This window comes from Nonomuraea endophytica, assembly GCF_014203235.1.
GTDB classification, from domain to species: domain Bacteria; phylum Actinomycetota; class Actinomycetes; order Streptosporangiales; family Streptosporangiaceae; genus Nonomuraea; species Nonomuraea endophytica.
In genome coordinates, this window is the sequence record NZ_JACHIN010000004.1 from 530,817 (window position 1) to 547,971 (window position 17,155).

General features: G+C 72.0%; 15 protein-coding genes. All 15 read right to left on the reverse strand.

Translation table 11 applies throughout. The annotated features are described in order from the left end of the window. Window positions 1–315 precede the first annotated feature (315 nt). Window positions 316–2,355 carry a transglutaminase TgpA family protein gene (locus HNR40_RS18050; RefSeq protein WP_184962627.1) on the reverse strand — a complete coding sequence of 680 codons (2,040 nt, stop codon included), beginning with the start codon at window positions 2,353–2,355 and terminating at the stop codon, window positions 316–318. A 428-nt stretch (window positions 2,356–2,783) separates the two neighbouring features. After that, window positions 2,784–3,863: a DUF58 domain-containing protein gene (locus tag HNR40_RS18055; protein ID WP_184962629.1), complete on the reverse strand. Its 1,080-nt coding sequence runs from the start codon at window positions 3,861–3,863 to the stop codon at window positions 2,784–2,786. 1 nt (window position 3,864) lies between these two features. Further along, complete coding sequence (locus tag HNR40_RS18060) at window positions 3,865–4,860, reverse strand: AAA family ATPase (protein WP_221340497.1); 996 nt, start codon at window positions 4,858–4,860, stop codon at window positions 3,865–3,867. A 16-nt stretch (window positions 4,861–4,876) separates the two neighbouring features. Then, the gene (locus HNR40_RS18065) at window positions 4,877–7,036 is read right to left on the reverse strand and encodes a fibronectin type III domain-containing protein (RefSeq protein ID WP_184962631.1); all 2,160 of its coding nucleotides are present in this window, start codon (window positions 7,034–7,036) and stop codon (window positions 4,877–4,879) included. A gap of 95 nt (window positions 7,037–7,131) precedes the next feature. Further along, window positions 7,132–7,653 carry a hypothetical protein gene (locus HNR40_RS18070; protein ID WP_184962633.1) on the reverse strand — a complete coding sequence of 174 codons (522 nt, stop codon included), beginning with the start codon at window positions 7,651–7,653 and terminating at the stop codon, window positions 7,132–7,134. Beyond that, window positions 7,650–8,123 (reverse strand): hypothetical protein, encoded by a 474-nt coding sequence (locus HNR40_RS18075; RefSeq protein ID WP_184962635.1) that lies wholly within the window; start codon window positions 8,121–8,123, stop codon window positions 7,650–7,652. Before HNR40_RS18075 ends, HNR40_RS18070 begins: the two co-directional genes overlap by 4 nt. Window positions 8,124–8,146: 23 nt before the next feature. After that, window positions 8,147–8,734, reverse strand: coding sequence for a hypothetical protein (locus HNR40_RS18080; protein WP_221340498.1), 588 nt, complete (start codon window positions 8,732–8,734; stop codon window positions 8,147–8,149). Continuing rightward, on the reverse strand, window positions 8,731–9,324 hold the full coding sequence (locus tag HNR40_RS18085) for a hypothetical protein (protein ID WP_312896402.1): 594 nt from the start codon (window positions 9,322–9,324) through the stop codon (window positions 8,731–8,733). Before HNR40_RS18085 ends, HNR40_RS18080 begins: the two co-directional genes overlap by 4 nt. Before the next feature lie 13 nt (window positions 9,325–9,337). Further along, window positions 9,338–9,844, reverse strand: coding sequence for a hypothetical protein (locus tag HNR40_RS18090; protein WP_184962636.1), 507 nt, complete (start codon window positions 9,842–9,844; stop codon window positions 9,338–9,340). A 140-nt stretch (window positions 9,845–9,984) separates the two neighbouring features. Next, complete coding sequence (locus tag HNR40_RS18095) at window positions 9,985–11,223, reverse strand: MlaD family protein (protein ID WP_184962638.1); 1,239 nt, start codon at window positions 11,221–11,223, stop codon at window positions 9,985–9,987. After that, a complete protein-coding gene (locus HNR40_RS18100) occupies window positions 11,224–12,525 on the reverse strand; it encodes an MCE family protein (protein WP_246509169.1) in 1,302 nt (433 codons plus the stop codon). Beyond that, a complete protein-coding gene (locus HNR40_RS18105) occupies window positions 12,525–13,697 on the reverse strand; it encodes an MCE family protein (RefSeq protein ID WP_184962641.1) in 1,173 nt (390 codons plus the stop codon). Before HNR40_RS18105 ends, HNR40_RS18100 begins: the two co-directional genes overlap by 1 nt. Beyond that, window positions 13,694–14,782, reverse strand: a complete 1,089-nt coding sequence (locus HNR40_RS18110) for an MCE family protein (protein ID WP_312896403.1) — start codon at window positions 14,780–14,782, stop codon at window positions 13,694–13,696. The genes HNR40_RS18105 and HNR40_RS18110 overlap by 4 nt, the downstream gene beginning before the upstream one ends. Then, window positions 14,779–15,804, reverse strand: coding sequence for an MCE family protein (locus tag HNR40_RS18115; RefSeq protein WP_184962645.1), 1,026 nt, complete (start codon window positions 15,802–15,804; stop codon window positions 14,779–14,781). The genes HNR40_RS18110 and HNR40_RS18115 overlap by 4 nt, the downstream gene beginning before the upstream one ends. Continuing rightward, window positions 15,801–17,153 carry an MCE family protein gene (locus HNR40_RS18120; protein ID WP_246509170.1) on the reverse strand — a complete coding sequence of 451 codons (1,353 nt, stop codon included), beginning with the start codon at window positions 17,151–17,153 and terminating at the stop codon, window positions 15,801–15,803. Before HNR40_RS18120 ends, HNR40_RS18115 begins: the two co-directional genes overlap by 4 nt. Between the last annotated feature and the right edge of the window lie 2 nt (window positions 17,154–17,155).

The following is a 17,155-nucleotide window of genomic DNA, read 5'->3' on the forward strand; positions in this document are numbered from 1 at the left end:
CCCGGAGGGACCAAGCCCGGAGGGACCAAGCCCGGAGGGACCAAGCCCGGAGGGACCAAGCCCGGAGGGACCAAGCCCGGAGGGACCAAGCCCGGAGAGGCCGAGCCCGGAGAGGCCGAGCCCGGAGAGGCCGAGCCCGGAGAGGCCGAGCCCGGAAGGGCCGAGCCCGGAAGGGGACAACCCGGGAGTCGCGCTGCCGCGAGGGGACCTCGGCGGCAACCCCCTCTGGAGACACCCCGGGAAGGAGGCAAATCCAGGAAGGCGCACTACCGAGCACCGGAGGCTGGGAACAGCCCCGTCCGGACAGGTTGGGGGTCAGCGGAAGAGGAGGCGGCGGCGGAGGCGGTGTTTGAGGGGGGTGCTGCGGCGTACCTCGGCGCGGACCGCGTCGCTGCGGCGCCAGGCCTCGTCGGCGGCCTGGTCGGCGATGGCGGCGCTGTCAGTGCCGTCGGTGGGAGCGTAGCGGACGAAGTTGGAAATGTCGGCGAGAGGCCGGAGATGGTGGGAGATGGCCTCGGGATGACGGGCGACCACCTCCTCGGCCGTCAGCGCCTTGTCGTCCTTGAGCCCGAGGTCGTCGCACGACTGGACCCAGGCGCCGAGCACCCGCCCCTCAGCCCCGGTCACCGCACGCCTGCGACGCCGCCGCCACCACGGCAGCGCCATCGCCACCACCGCGTAGACGGCGAGCACACCCATCCCGGCCGCCGGGATGATCACCCACAGCGGCGGCCCCTCGCCGGTCCTGCGCGAGCCGCCCGTGGAGGACTTGGCCGACGGCTTGGGCTTGTTCACCCCGCCCTCGGTGAACTCGCCCTCCAGCCGCTCGCTCTCCTCGATCGCCGACGACACCACGTCGTGGTCGTCCTTGGAGCCGCTCTTGCCGGGCGTCGGATAGAAGGGCAGCCACCCCAGCCCTTCGAACTTGACCTCCGCCCAAGCCGCGACATCTCCGGACATGACCCGATAGACGCCATTCGACTGCTGCCCCGGCCGGAAGCCCACCACGACCCGCGTCGGCAGCCCCAGAGTCCGCCCCATCAGCGCGAACGTCGAGGCGAACTGCTCCGACGTCCCCCGATGCGTGGTCTCCAGGAAGAACTCCAGCCCCTTCAGCGAGTGGCCGGGCGGGGCGGTCGGGTCGTTGCTGGCGTTGGTCCGCAGGTACTTCTGCAGCCGGTACGCCTGCTTGATCGGCGCGTCCGCCCCCTTCGTCGCCTGCTGCGCCAGCTTCCTGAACTCCGCCTCCTGCGGCCCGGCCGGAAAGGCCGTCAGCACCGGATCGTGCACCGGCACCGCCCCGACCAGATCCTCCTTCGACGGCCTCGGCACCCGCGAGCTCACCTGATACGTGAACCCCTTGTCGGGCTTGGCCCGGACCAGCAACGCGCCGCTGCTCGGGTCCACGCCCAGGCCGGGAACGCCGGTGACCTCGGCGGGCCGCTCGGCCGCGGGCAACCAGCCGCCGGGCAGGCCGTCGATGGTGACGCTCTGCCGTACCGTGTCGACCGCGCCCGTCCACTCACCGGCCGGCACCCGCCCGCCGGTCGGCTGGAAGCGCGCGCCCGACGTCCAGCGCACGCCGTCATATCGATCCAGTACGGCCAGCCGCCAGTTGGCCGGTCTGTCGGCCTTGACGGTGAACAACAGGCGGTCAGGAAACTGCAGCCACGCGGACACACGGTCGAGCGGGCTGACGCTGTCGACGCGGACCGGGGGCGGGAGCTCCGCGTTCTGCCGAGGGTTGTACGGCTCCGCCGCGACAGGCAGCAGCTGCCCCAGCACCAGAGCCGCGCCCGCCAGCAGTGCCGCCGCGGGCAGCCCCGCCAGCAGCCAAAGCGCGGGACGGTCGTCGCGCACCATCGCCAGCGCGGCCGTGAGCACGACCAGCGCGGCGGCCACGGGCAGGTTCGAGCCCTCGCCGTCCACGCCGAGCAGCAGGGCCAGCCCGAACGCCGCCATCGCGGGCAGCGCGGCGGCGACCCGGGTCGCGCTCCGCACCGCCGTCTCGGCCCCGATCATCGCGGCCAGCCAGACGGCCGCGTGAACCAGGATGAGCAGGCGCGGCTCCGGCTGGGCGGGCAGGAGGGTGGTGAGCAGGGCCTGCCAGGAGTTGGCCAGGTCCCTGACCATCCCGGGCGCGACGCCCTTGTAGAGCGGGACGGTGGCCGCGAACCAGAGCACGACGTTGAGCGCCAATGCCAGCCAGAGCGGCCGGTTCCTGACGAGCAACGCCACCAGCGGCGGCACCAGGGCAGCAGGGCTCAGGGCCAACAGCAGTGGCTGGGCCGGAAAAACCCGATGAAACCCCCAGCCCGCCACCCCGGCCAGCCCGGCGACCATCAGCAGCGCCACAACCAGCCGCCACCCAACCGCCCGCTTCGGCCGACCCGCCCGGCTCGTCCGGCCGCCAGCCGCCACACCGCGCTCCCCGGCGCCATATCGTTCCCCGGCGCCACCACGCTCCCCCACCACGGCATCAGCCCGCTGCCGCCCCCGCCGCCCGCCGACCTCCGGCGAACCGTCCCACGAGCCGCCTTCCGGAACGCCGGACAGCCCCGGCTCCTGGCCAGGGCCGTGCGGAGCCGGGTGGTGGCCATGCCCAGGCGGGCCCGAAGGCCGACCAAGGCCAGGCGAGACCGGGTGCCGGCCCAGGCCGGGCGGGGCCGCGGGCTGGCCAGGGCCGGGCGAGCCCGCATACCCCCCAGAGCTGGGCGAACCCGGGTATGGGGACAGATCCGGGTGTTGGCCTGAGTCGGGCATACCCGTGGGGTGGGGGGAGGTCATCGGGGGGTCCAGGACAGGGAAAGGGTGGTGAGGTCGGACATCGGGACCAGGGTGACGCCGGGTGTGGCCGGGCGGCCGGGGCCCAGGTATACGCAGATCACGCGGTCGAAGCGGCGCCGTACCCCGGCACATCGCCCCACCTCGGCCGGGTCGGCGGTGATGACCACCAGCGAGCCCCCGCCCCGCGCCAGCCGGACGGCCTCTGTGACGCCGGAGGTTCCGGGGGCGACCAGGGCGAGCCGGTCCAGCAGCATCTCGGCGTCGGACTTGGTCTCGGCGAGCGGGCCGTCGCCGGTCAGCACCCGTACGGGGAAGCCCGCGCGGGCGGCGGCCACGGCGGCTGAGGCGGCGGCGTCGACGGCGGGTTCGGTGAGGTCGCGGGTGTCCAGGACCACGGTGGTGGTGGGCAGGCTGGCGTCGATGAGCTGGCGGACCATCAGCGTCCCGGTGCGGGCGCTGGACTTCCAGTGGACGTGGCGCAGGTCGTCGCCGACGACGTACTCGCGCAGGGTGTGGAAGGTGGCGGTGCCGCTGGGGGCGTTGTCGCTGGTCGGGCCCTCCAGGTGGTGGGCGCGTCCGGACGGGGGCACGGGCAGTGCCACGGTGCGCGGGCGGACCAGGAGGGTGGCGGCGGCGCCGTACTCGCGGACTCTGCGGGTGAGCCCGAGCGGGTCGGCGCGGACGAGCCGCAGCGGACCGACGGGGATCTCGCCGCGCACGGAGGTCGGCAGCGCGTAGGAGACCATGCGTGCGCCCTGCCGGGGCAGGCGCGGCAGGTCGACGGTGTGTTCTGCGGCGCCGATGCGGTCGTGGGCGCGCAGGCCGGACAGCGCCCAGCGGCCGAGGTTGCGGACGTTGAGCACGGCCACGGCGGCTTCACCGCGCGGCACCTTCAGCGGCGTCACCTCGCGGCTGACCTCCAGCCGGGGTTTGGGCGCGGTCCAGGCGAGCGCGACGCCGAGCGCGAGCAGCCCGCCGGTGGCCAGCACGACGGGCTCGGTGTAGCCGAGCAGGAATCCGGCCGCATAGAGCACCAGGGACCCGCCCAGCGTCCCCCACCCGAGCGGTGTCAGCATCTCAGACCGCCTGCGGCACCGGCATCCCGGTGAGGATCTCGCCGAGCACCTGTCCCGCCGTCAGCTCGCGCAGCTCCGCGTCGGGCGTGCGGATCAGACGATGCGCCAGCACCGGTACGGCCAGCGCCTTCACATCCTCGGGCACCACGAAGTGCCGCCCGGCGGCGGCGGCCTTGACCCGGGCGGCGCGCAGCAGCGCGAGACTGCCTCGCGGGCTGGCGCCCAGCCGGATCGCCGGATGGTTCCGGGTGGCGCCGCACAGCGCCACGATGTAGTCGTAGACCGGATCGGCCACGTGGATGCGGGTCGCGAAGTCGATCATCCCGGCCACGTCGGCGGCGCGGGCGACGACCGGCAGCCGTTCGACCTGGGGCCCGGACGGCCCGCCCTTGAGCACCTCGACCTCGGAGGCGTGGTCGGGGTAGCCGACGGAGATCTGCATGAGGAAGCGGTCGAGCTGCGCCTCGGGCAGCGGGTAGGTGCCGTCCATGTCGACGGGGTTCTGGGTGGCGACCACGAGGAAGGGCCGCGGCACCTGGTGCGGCTCGGAGTCGACGGTGACCCGCCGCTCCTCCATGACCTCCAGCAGCGCCGACTGCGTCTTGGGCGAGGCCCGGTTGATCTCGTCGGCGAGCACGATGTTGGCGAAGACCGGCCCCTTGTGGAACTCGAACTTCTGGTAGGCCTGGTTGAAGATCGACACGCCGGTGATGTCGCTGGGCAGCAGGTCGGGCGTGAACTGGATGCGCCGCCACTCGGCGTCCACGCTGGCCGCGATCGAGCGGGCCAGCGTGGTCTTGCCGGTGCCGGGCACGTCCTCGATGAGCAGGTGCCCCTCGGCGAACAGGCAGATCAGCGCCAGTTCGACCGCGTCGCGCTTGCCCCTGATGACGTGCTCGATGTTGCCCGCGAGCAGCTGGAAGCGCTGGGCGAACTGCCCGGCGAGCTGTTGCTGCTGGTACGGCTGCGCGGTCTCTTCCAGGTTGTAGTGGCTCACAGCTGAGTCCCCCTTCTCAGTCCGTGCATTCGAACAACGGCGCCGCCGGGAAGGCACCACGCGGTGAGTCCATCAGCGTCACGCTGAGGTAGGCCACACCGCCGTTCCACTCGATCCGGTTCCAGACGTCGCTGGTCTCGTTGGTCTCGGACTCCGTGACCGAGGCCCCCTTGACCTGGCAGATCACGGTCAGGCTGATGTACTGGCCCTTCGGGATCGTGCCGGCCTCACCGCTCTTGGACGGCCCCGGCCGTACGAGCGTGTTGGTCTGGTTGTTGTTTGCGTTCTTGTAGGCCTGACGCGGATAGGCCAGGTCGGCGGTGGCGCTGGCCACCTCCTGGCTCTCCCCCGCCGCGTTCTTGGCCTTCAGCTTGAACTCGTACTTCTTGTTGTTCTCCAGCCCGTCCACGTTGAACGAGGTGCCGCTGATGGAGCTGTCCGACTTGGCGCCGGACAGCTCGTAGGTGGTGCCTTCGCCGGCGTTCGACGGGGCGCTCCAGCTCAGGTCGGCGCCGCGGTTCTTGGCCTTGGCGGCGAAGTTCGACGGCGCGCCGGGCGCCACGCACGGCTTGACCCCGGCGCTCGGCGCTGACGGCACCTCGCCGCCCTTCCAGTGGGCGACGACCGTGAAGGTGTACTCCTTGCTGCAGTCGCCGCCGCTGAACTCGAACTGGAACGGCCCGTTCGCGTCCACCGACTGCGGCGACACGCGTCCGTCGCCGCCGTTGACCTGGACGGTGTAGCGGTCGGGTTTGCCGCCGGTCGACGGGCTGAACGTGATGTCGATCTTCCCCGGCCCCGACTTGGCGCTGACCGAGCCCGGCTTGGTGGGCGGGCTGGGCGTGGGCGTCGGGGTGGGCGTGCGGGTCGGCGTCGGCGTCCGGGTCGGGGTGGGCGTCTCCTCGGGCTCCTCGGTGGGCTTCTTCGAGGGCTTGTGCGTCGGCTCCGGCTCCTCGGTCTCCGTGGGCTCCGGGTCGGAGGTCCTGGTCGGGTCGGGCTGGCGGCCGGACGCGGTGGGCTCGGGCTTCGGCGTCTGCTTGGGCTTGGGCGTGTTGGTCGGTCCGGGGACGTCGCTGTCGTCCTTGTCGACGGGGTGCTTGCGGCCCTCGGGGTCGACGACGACGGCCTTGTCGCCGTTCTCGTCGTTGGCCCAGAGCAGGCCGTCCTTGACGAACATCTCGATCGGGCCGGGCTGCTCGGCCACCTGGATCGTGGTCGGCCGGCCGCCCGCGGCGCTGTCCCAGACGATGAGGCCGCCGCTGGCGCTGTCCGGGACGTACACCTTGGAGCCGAGCACCTGCGGCACGCCGAGCGCGGCCGGTTCGTCGGACTCGAGCTTGGTGGTCTGGACGGCGTTGGACGCGGTGTCGATCACCACGAGCAGCCCGTCGGGGCCGGGCGCCAGGATCGGCACCAGCGAACCCTCGGTCGTCGGCGGGGTCAGCGCGCCGCCCTTGGCGGACTGGGCGACGCCCTTGGGCAGCAGGATCTCCCCGGCGCCGCCGTCGGAGCCGATCACCACGGCCGTGGAGGCGCGGGTGTTCACGATCACCGGCAGGCCGCCGGCGATCGTGACGGCGAGTTCCTCGCCGGGTTCGCCCGCCTTGACCGCCTGCTCGGCGACGCCGGACGCGACCGGGACGACCTCGCCCTTGGCGGGCACCGGGACCCACAGCTTGCCGCCGCCGTCGATGCGCGCGGCCCCCAGCGGTCCCTGCAGTTCGAGCGGGGCGCCGAGAGAGTTGAGCGTGGCCGGGTCGATGCGCTGCACCGTTCCCTTGGGGTTGACCGCGTAGGCGGCCTTGCCGGTGACCACGAGCTGCATCCCGGCGGCGCCGAAGTCGCGGCTCTGCGCCACGCTGAGCTGGCTCGGCTCGATCCGGCTGACGACGCCGGTGCGGTCGTCGACGAGCAGGACCGTCTGACCGTCCTGCACGATGCGCAGCGGCCGCCCCGCCTTGTCGTCGAGGTACCCGTCGACCTCCCCGGACAGGCCGTTGACGTGGACGATCTTCCCGCGGACCTTGGTCCAGAGCCAGGCGCCCACGTCGGCCAGCTTCGGATTGGCGCTGGACACCCCCACGCCGAACACCGCCGCCACGACGACGAGGCAACCGGCCACCACTGCGGCGATCACAGCGGTGGCACGGTCGCCCCGGAGAATGCGGACGCGCATGCGTCACTCACCCCGTATGTACGATTACTAAGCGTTTGCCCCCGTCTTACCGGGCATCACGATAGCGTGCAGCCGTACCAGGGCGCATGCCTTGCTCAGAACGTGTCGATGTTCTCGATTTTCCATCGGTCACCGTCGAGCACCGCGCCCACCGCGAACATCGCCGGAGCGTAGGAGGCCTTGCCGGGCTCCGCCGCCGTGCTGTGCTGATCGGCGAAGATGAGCAGCCGCGCCCGGTCGCCTTCCAGCAGCGTCACGCCGCTGTCGGTGACCGTGGTCGTCAGCACCAGCTTGTCGCGCAGCGCCTGCTCGCGCACCAGGCCGAAGATGCCCTGGTACTGCTCCACGGCCTTGCCGGTCAGCAGGTCGCGGGCCGCCTGCTCGGTCTTGGCGACGTCGGCGTGGTCGTAGGAGAAGACGGTGTTCACCGCATCGATGATCTGGCTCTTGACCTGGCTGGTCCGGTTTTGATCAGTCATGGCCGTGTTCCGGGTCGTGGTCGTGTTGCGGAGGTCGTGCGCTTTCGTCGCGGCCAGCCCGGCCACCCCGCCGAGGAGCACGGTGGTCAGGGCCAGCAGCGCGGGCAGCCGGCGGGCGGCGGCCGAGATCATGTTCATGGCGTGAGCCGCCGCAGCAGGCCCGCCGCCACCGAGCCGGCGACCAGCCAGACGGCGGCGGCCAGCCCGTGGTTGACCAGCGCCTCCCACCGGACGTCGGCCAGGTCGAACAGGCTCGTCAGGCCCAGCGACAGCGTCCCGGCCAGCGAGTCGACGACCTGGTACCAGGTGTTGGCCGCGTTCGCCTTGAAGATCGAGAACGCGGCGTGCAGGAGCAGCACCACCGCGATCAGCCGGGCGGTCACCTTCACCGCCCAGATGAGCAGCGCGGACACCCGCCGCCAGACCGACGCCGCAGCGGACAGCACCGGCTTGGCCCGCGCCGCGAACGGGACCTTCTCCACGGGCGGCAGCGGCGGGAACGGCGGCTCCACCGGGCCCGGCTGCGCGGGCACGAGCACGGGCTCGACCGGCGGCGTGTACACCAGGCTGTCGCCGGGCTGGGGCTGCGGCTCGGGTTCGCGGATCATGGGGGGCTCCTTGTCGTCGCTGGTCATGAGGTGGTTCCGTCCGGAGCCTGGGTGAGGGCAGCGAGCTTCCAGCCGCCGGAGGTGCGGGTCAGCTCGCCCACGAGGCGGGTTTTCTTGACCACCGGCTCACCCTGGGGCGGCACCACGGTGATCTGGACCGCGGCGATGATCCGCGCGGTCCCCGCTGCCTCGTCGAGCTCGGTGAGTGCCGCCTCCAGGACCTTCGCGCTGGTGGCGGTGCCCGCCTTGGTGATCTCGGCGGTGAACGCCGCACGCCCCTGAACGATCTGCTGGTGCAGCTGCGCCGCCGTGGAGTCCTCCCACAGCGCGAGGTCGCGCTCGACGGTGCGGTGGCTGAGCGTGTTCAGATTCTGTACGGCCTGCGAACCGCTCCGCACCACCTCGTCCCGCAGCCGGGAGTAGCGCAGCCCGTCATCGCCCACGGCGCCGATCCACGCCCACCCGAACCAGGCGGCACCGACGGCCGCGAGCGCGCACAGCGCCACGGCCACCCGCGGCACCCCCGCCGCCCTCTCCCTGGTCGCGGTCTGCTCCGGGTGGCCGGACTCCAGGTCCGTGGTGTCCTCGGTGACTTCCTGGATGCTCGTCATCGCTTCGCCTTGCCGGAGGTGATCTCGGTGATGCGCCAGCGGTCGTCCCGCAGGCGCGCGTTCACGGTGAGCTGGGCGGCCACGGCCGGTCCCGCGGACTTGCCGGAGCGGGTGGCCGTCTGGTCCAGGAAGACCAGCAGCCGCGCGGTGTCCCCGGTCAGGGCGACCACCCCGGCGCGTACCACCCGGGTGGTCAGCGTGGCCTGCTGCGTCACCACGTCCCGCCGGATCTGGGCGATCAGCCGCGTGTACTCCGCCGCCGCCCGCCCTTCCAGCGAGTCCCGCGCGGCCAGCTCGGTCGCCTCGATCTCGGCCGGTGAGTAGGTGAAGATCCTGGCCAGCGCGTTGCTGACGTCACCGGCCACACGCGTGGTGCCCGCCCGGTCGAGCAGCGCCCGGTTCCCCACGGCGACGTCCGGGGCGGGCGCGGCGGCCCGTACCGCCACGCCGGTCCCGAGCAGCGCGACCGCGACCGCCACGAGCGCGGCGGGCCTGCCCATCCGCGGACGCCGTCTTTTCTCCGGTACGGCGTGCCGTCCCCGCCGTCCGGCGGCCTCAGGCTCGGCGACCAGGGTCGACTCCGTTTCCACGCGGACCTCCTCGTCACCCGCCCACGGCGGGAATCGCGGTGAACGACTTGAGCTTCCAGCCGCCGTCCGTCCTGGCCAGCCCGGCCTGGAACCGTTTGCGCTCCACCGACGCCCGCCCGCCCCGCCCGGTGAGCTCGATCTCGACGGCGGCGATGATCTGCGCGTCACCGGCTTCGGCGTCGAGTGCGGTGACGGCGGCCTCGATCACGGTGGCGCGGGAGGTGGCGCCGGAACGTTCGACGGCCAGGCGGGTGCTCGCCTGCCCGGCGGCCAGCTCGTCGCGCAGCGCCCCGGTGGTGGCCTCCTGCCAGCGGGCCAGACCGGCGTCCACGGCGGCGGCGTCCATGGTGTTGAGCACGGCGAGCTGCCGCCGCCCCGCCTCCAGCGCCCGGTCACGCTCGGTCGCCAAGGCCGCGCCCGGGTCGCCGGCCGCCTGCCAGGAAACCCACCCGGACCACCCGCAGAACGCCGCGGCCAGAACCACCAGCACGACGGCGACCGGCCCGGCCCACCGCCTCACGGGCGGCGAGCCTCGGTCAGGCAGTGGGTCTCCATCAGGCGGCGCGTCTCGGTCCGGCGGTGAGCCTCGGTCAGGCTGCGGGTCTCCGTCAGGCAGCGCGTCTCCGTCAGGTGGCGGGTCTCGGTCGGACGTGGGCGGGGTCAGCGGTCGGGGTCGGGCCACAGGAGCTCCTCCATGTCGTTCTCGGGCCCGTCGGCGGGCGGGTCGGGCAGGGTGTCGTGGTAGCCGGGCAGTTCGTCGAGGCTGAACGAGCCCGGCTTGGCCGCCTCCGGCACCCCGCCCTTGGGCGCGTTGGCCGAGCCGCGCACGCCGACCCCGGTGGACGGGGGTGACAGGCAGCGGGCGCCGGTGTTCAGCGACGTTCCCCGGCTGGTGTCGAGGCCGTTGCGGTAGGGCGTCTTGCCATAGCCGCTGACGCAGGGCAGCGGGTTGAAGAAGGTGTTGGTCAGGCCGAAGGTGAACGTGCCCGACCTGGCGGCGGTGGTTCCGGCGGCGACGAGCTGCGGGAGCCGTACCAGAAGCTCCTCCATGCCCCGCTGGCGGGTGAGCGTGAGGTCGGACGTCGTGAGGAGGTTGGCGACCAGGACGCTGAAGCCGGGGTCGAGCTCGCGCACGAGCTGGGACAGCTCGCGGGTGGCGCCGGGGGCTTCGGTGATGAGCGTGCGCAGGTCGGCGTCGGAGTCCTTGAGCTGTTTGGCGAGCAGGCGGGCGTTGCGGCCGAAGTCACGCAGGGCCTGGCCCTCCTCGTTCTGGGTGCGCAGGACGAAGGTGCCGTCGGTGAGCAGGCGCGTGGTGGGGACGAGGTTCTCGTCGGCGGCGGAGACGAAGCTGCTCTGGTAGTCGAGCAGGGCCCGCAGGTTGGGGCCCTGGCCCTGGAACGCCTTGCCCAGCTCGTCGACGAAGGTGCGCAGAGAGTCCAGCGGCACCGAGGCGGCCAGCGCGTTGACGTTGCCGAGGATCTCGGTGACCGGCGCGGGGGTGGCGCCCTTCTCGATGACCGAGCCCGCCTGCAAGAACGGGCCGTCGGCTGTGGAGGGGCGCAGGTCGACGTACTGCTCGCCGACCGCCGACAGGTTGGCGACGACGGCCTGCAGGCGGTCCGGGATGGGCGGGGCGGCGTCGTCGATGCGCAGGTCGGCGACCAGGCCGCGCTCGGTGAGCGTCATCTCGCCGACGCGGCCGACACTGACGCCTCGGTAGGTGACGTTGGCGTCGGGGAACAGGCCGCCGGTCTCGGCCAGCTCCAGCTTGACCACGTAGTGGCCGGGGCGGCCGAACAGCCTGCCGAGCTTGGCGTACTCGATGCCGATGAAGCCGATCACGACGACCGCGATGGCCAGGAAGATCGCGACCCGGATGCGGGTGGCGCGCGTCAGCATCTAGTCCTCCTGTCCGGGAGTGATGGTCGGTGTGGGCTCCGGGGTCGGCGTCGAGGTGGGCTCCGGCTCGGGTTCCGGCGTGGGGGTGGGCGTCTTCGACTTCGACGGCGACGGCGTGGGCGTGGGGGTCTTGGACTTCGTCGGGGACGGCGTCGCCGTGGGCTGCTTGCCCGCCTTCTGCTTGACCATGTCGAACGGCAGTTCCGGCCAGTCGTCCTTCGGGTCGGCGTTGATCGAGATGGTCGGGACGATCGGCTCGACGTCGGGTCCGGCGGCCATCGACAGGTAGGCGTTGAGGTAGTCGCCCTTGACCGCGTTCGTGATCTCGTCGGTGAACGGGTAGGTGAGCGCCACCTCCAGCGCCTTCGGCAGGTCGCGGCCGGCGGCGGTCAGGTTGCGCAGGATCGGCTCCAGCGCGCGCAGGTCGGCGACGACGTCGTCCTTGCTGCGGTCCACGACGTCCACGGCCACGTCGGAGAGCTTCTCGAGCTGTGACAGCATGGTGACCAGCGCGCCCCGCTGCTCCTCCAGCACCTTCAGGCCGGGGCTCAGGTCGTCCAGGACGGTGTTGACGTCCTTCTTGCGCGAGTCGAGCGTCTTGGCGAGCCGGTTGAGGCCGTCGAGGGCGTCGATGATCTCCTGTTTGTGGCGGTTGAGGTTGCCGGTCAGCGTGGAGAGCTTCTTGAGCAGGTCGCGGATCTCGGCCTCGTTGCCGCCGAGCGCCTTGTTCAGCTCGCGGGAGATGGTCCTGATCTGGGCCAGGCCGCCGCCGTTGAGCAGCAGCGACAGCGCCCCGAACACCTCCTCGACCTCGGCGTTCCTGGTGGTGCGCCGGAGCGGGATGTGCGCGCCGGCCGCCAGCGTCCCGCCCGTGCCGCCCCGGTCCGGCGCGGCCAGCTGCACGTACTTCTCGCCGAGCAGGCTGGTCTGCTCCAGCCTCGCCTCGGCGTCGGCGGGCAGCTTCACCGCGCCGTTGACCAGCATGGTGACGCGGGCCGTCCAGCTGTCCTTCGGCAGGCTGATCTCGGTGACCCGGCCGACGGCCACGTCGTTGACCCGCACCGCCGCCTGCGGCACCAGGTCCAGCACGGTCTCGAACTCCGCCGTCACCGTGTAGGGCCGCTCGCCCAGCTCGGCGCCGCCGGGCAGCGGCACGTCCCTGATCCCGCCGATCCCGCACCCGGCGAGCATCCCGGCCACCACCACAACCCCGACGACCCGCCCTTTCCCGGTACGGCCCGCCCTTCCCGCTTTTCCGGTACGGCCCCGCGTGCCCGACTCGGCTTCCTGGTGGATGGCCATCAGCGTTCCTCCTCACCGGGAAGCTCGTCGCCGGGTGTCGGCGTCGGCTCCTTCGTCTTGGCGGTGCCGCTCGGGCTGGCTGTTGGAGCGGGTGCCGTGGGACTGGGCGACTTGGACGGCGACGGCGTCGGGCTCGGCGACTTGGAAGCCTCTGGTGTGGCCGTCGGCGTGGGCTCCGGGTCCACGATCTGCTTGGGGTCGAGCGCCCTGGCCGCCGGTCCGAACATCAGCTCCAGCAGATCCCCCCGCCCCATGACCGTCCGGGTCTCCGGGTCGTAGGCGTTGACCACGTTCGTCGCCGCCAGCGGCAGGTTGTCGAGCGCCTCGGCCAGCGAGCGCCGCTGGTTCACCAGGGTCTGGGTGAGGTCGGCGAGCTTGTCCACGTTCGTGGCCAGGAGTGTGCGGTTCTCCGCGACGAACGTCTTCACCTCGCCCAGCGCCCCGGCCAGCTCGTGCAGGGCGCCGCCGATCTCGTCGCGGTCCGCGGCCAGGAATCCGGTCACGTCGGCCAGCTGTTGTTCGGCCAGCTGTACCTGATCGTCGTTGTCGCGCAGCATGCGCGAGAAGTCGGCGAGGTGCCGCACGGTCGCGAACAGGTCGCCGCTGGAGTCGGCGAGCGTCTTGGAGGCCTTGCCGAACTCGGCGACCATGGTGTTGATGTCGCGGCCGTTGCCCTTGAGGTTGGCGGCGCCGACGTCGAGCACGCGGGAGAGCGAGCCCTCCTTGTTGGCGCCGGTCGGGCCGAGGGCCTTGGAGAAGTCGCTGAGCGTTTCGTACAGCTTGTCCAGCTCCATCGGCACCGCCGTGCGGTCGGCGGGCAGGACTGCGCCCGGCTCGAGCTTCGGCCCGCTGGTGTACGCGGGGCTGAGCTGGATGTAGCGCTCGGCCACCAGGGCGGGGGCGACCACGACGGCCGTGGCGGCGGCGGGCACGTCGACGCCGTCGTCCAGCGACAGCACGGCCTTGACCTGTGTGCCCTCGGGCGTCACCGACACGATCTCGCCGACCTTGACGCCGAGCACCCGCACGTCGGAGCCGGGATAGACGGCGACGGCCGAGTGGAAGTAGGCGGTGATCTGGTCGTCGGGGGCCTGTTGCGGCGCGGCGGCGCCGGTGAGCACGACGACCAGCGCGCTCACCAGGGCGAGCGAGCGTCTGCGGTGGCCGGTCATCGATCGTCTCCAGCTGTGGCGGTGGGGCTACTGCTCGGGGTGCTTGACGGACTGCTGGTCGGGGTCGGGGTGGGCTTTTGGGGTCCGCCTGGTTTGGGGGGAAGACAGCCCTTGTCGGGCACGCCATCCGGCAGGTAGTGCTTCGGGACAACCCCGCACAGATAGCCGTCCAGCCATCGCCCGTTGCCGATCGTGTTGCCGACCAGTCGCGTGTACGGCCCCGCCAGCGCCAGCGCCCGGTCCAGATCCCGCTGGTTGCGCAGCAGCACGTCGCTCACCCGCTCCAGCGCCCGCAGGGTCGGCGCGAGCTGTTTCCTGTTGTCCCTGACCAGCCCGACGAGCTGGGCCGACAGCTCCCTGGTGCCGGTGAGCAGCGCGTGGATGGCGGCCCTGCGCTTGCGTAGCTCGTCCAGCAGCAGGTTGCCGCTCCTGAGGAGCTCGGCGAAGTTGTCGTTCTGGGCGGCCAGCGTGCCGCTGAGCTTCTTGGTCCCGGCCAGCAGCCGGGCGAGTTCCGCGTCCCTGGAGGAGATCGTCTTCGACAGCGCGGACAGTCCGGTGACGGCCTGTTTGACGTGCGGCGGCGTGCCGGAGAACGTGGCCGAGATCGTGTCCAGGCTCTCGGCGATCCGGTCGGTGTCCAGCCGGGCGACGGTGCGGCCGAGGTCGTCGAAGGCGGCGGTCACGTCGTAGGGGGCCAGCGTGCGGGTGACGGGGATGGCCTGCGCGGGGTTCTGCGCCTCGGGGCCGAGCGGGTCGAGGGCGAGGTACTTGGCGCCCAGCAACGTCCTGATCATGATGGCGGCGGTGGTGCGGTTGCCGACCCAGGCGTCCTTGACCCGGAACTCCACCCTCACCTTGCCCCGGTCGAGGGCGACGTCGTTGACCTTGCCGACCTTGACCCCGGCCACGCGTACCTCGTCACCCCGGGTGAGGCCGGCGGCCTCGGTGAAGTAGGCGGTGTAGTCGGTGCCGCCGCCGATGATCGGCAGCGCGTCGGCCCGGTAGGCGGCGGTGCCGATGCCGCCGATGAGCAGCAGACCGGCCAGGCCGACCAGGATGGGGTTGCGCTCGCGCAGCCGCTTCACTGCTTGCACCTGCCTTGGGTGTTCGGGATGCCCGTGGGCGCCGGTCGCCCGTCGGTGTAGGTGACCCCGCTGATCAGGGCCTCGCACAGGTAGAGGTTGAACCAGGAGCCGTAGGAGGCGGCGCGGGTGATGACCTCGGCCTTGTCCGGCAGCCGCTGCAGGAACCGCTCCACGAGGGGCGCGTCGGCGTTCAGGTTGCCGGACAGCCTGCCGAGCTGGTCGATGTCGCGGCGCAGCGGCTCGCGGCTCTCGGCCAGCAGTCCCGCGGTGCTCGTGGTCAGGTCGCCGAGCGCGCCGATCGCCTGCCCGATGGGCTTGCGGTCGGCGGCCAGGCCGCTCATGAGCCTGCGCAGGGTGACCACGAGCGTGGTCAGCTCCCTGTCGCGGGCGTTGACGGTGGCCACGACGGTGTCGAGGTTCTTGATGACTTCGCCGATGAGGTCGTCCTTGGCGGCCAGGGAGTTGGTCAGCTCGCCGATCGTGCGCAGCAGGCCCTCGACCGTCGCGCCCTCACCCTGGAGCACCTGGATGAGCTCGCCGGCGAGCTTGTTGACGTCGTCGGGCGACAGTGCCCGCATGAGCGGCTGGAAGCCGCGGAACAGCTCGGTCAGGTTGATGGCCGGGGTCGTGCGCTCCAGCGGGATCGTGGCGCCGGCGGCCAGCGTGCCGCCCGCCGTACCCTCGCCCTGGGCCATGTCGATGTAGCGCTGGCCGACGAGGTTGAGGTACTTGATCGTCGCGGTGACGGAGGCGGGCAGCCGGCGGTCGCGCTCGACGGAGAACTCGACCTCGGCCACCCGCCGGTCCACGATCGTGATCGACTCCACCTGGCCGACGCGTACGCCCGCGATGCGGATGCTGTCGCCGGTGTTGAGCCCGGCCACGTCGGTGAAGCGCGCCAGGTACGTGGTCCGCTCGCCCAGGTCGCTGTTGGCCACGCTGATGGCCAGGGCGAGCGTGGCCAGGACCGTGACGACCACGAAGGCGATCGACTTGATCAGCGGCGCGGTGACTTCCCTCATCGGATCCTCACCTCGACGCCCCGGTAGAGCGGTCCGGCCAGCACGCTGCTCCAGTCGGGCAGGGCGCTCGGGTCGCCGCCGTACTCCAGGGCGAGAAGTTCGTTGACGAGGCGGCTCTCGGCACCGGAGTTGGGCGGGCCGTAGGAGCCGCCGAAGGCTTCTGCGGGGCTGGTGGGCTGCGCGGAGACCGTGGTTGTAGGCGACGCGGTGGCAGTGGGTGACGCGGTGCCGGTCGGTGATGGTGACGCTGTGGAGGACGCGCTCACGGACGGGGAGGCGGTCGCGGACGGCGAGCTCGTGGGGCGGGCGCCGTCGCCGGTGTAGGGGATGGTGTAGCAGCGGGGGCCGCCGGTCGCGTTGTAGACCGGGCGGTCCTTGCCCGGCAGGTAGCGGCCCTTGCTCTGTACCGCGATCACCTTCACGTGCAGGCCGGGTTCCTTGGTGCCCTTGCCGAGCACCTTGTCCATGAGCGGGACGAAGTCGGCGAGCATCTCCAGCGTGCACGGGAACTCCGGCGAGTAGCGCGCCAGCAGTTCCAGCGTCGGGCGGCTGTGGGCGGCCAGCCGGATGAGGTTGGCCGAGTTCTCGCGCAGGAACGTGGTGAGGTCCTGGGAGGTGGCGGTCACGCTGGCATAGAGCTCGCTGAGGTTCTCGCGCTGGTCGGCGATGGTCTTGCTGGTGGTGGTGAAGTCGGCCAGCGCCCGCAGGATGTCGGGCGCGGCCTCGCTGTAGAGGTGGCTGAACTCGATCAGCTCGCGGACGTTGGCGTTCAGCTCGGGCAGGTGCGGGTTGAGCCTGGTGAGGTAGCGGTCGAGCTGGACCAGCGTCCGGCCGAGCTGCTCGCCCTTGCCTTCCAGGGCCTGGGCCATCGCGTTGAGCGTCGCCGACAGCTTGGCCGGCTTGACCGCGGTCAGCAGCCGCAGCAGGTTGTTCAGCACCACCTGCAGCTCGATGGCGTTGGCCGTGCGGTCCTCGGCGATCACCCCGCCGTCGGCCAGGCGGCGTCCCGACGACTTCGCGGGCGGGATCAGCGCGACGTACCGGGCGCCGAAGACGGTCGTGGGCAGCATCTGGGCGCGCACGTCGGCGGGGATGAGCCGCAGGTGCTCCGGTTCGATGGCCAGCGTCAGCCGGGCGCCGTCGCCGTCCGCGGCGATGGTCCTGACCTCGCCGACCACGACCCCGCGCACCTTGACGTCGGCCAGCGGGTGCATCTGGTGGCCGACCGCGCCGGTGCGCAGCGTGACGAGGGCGACCTCGGCGAACTGCTTGGTGTAGACGGCCACCGACAGCCACACCAGCAGCACGGGGACCATGAGGAACGCCACCCCTGCCAGCCGTCGTCTCATCG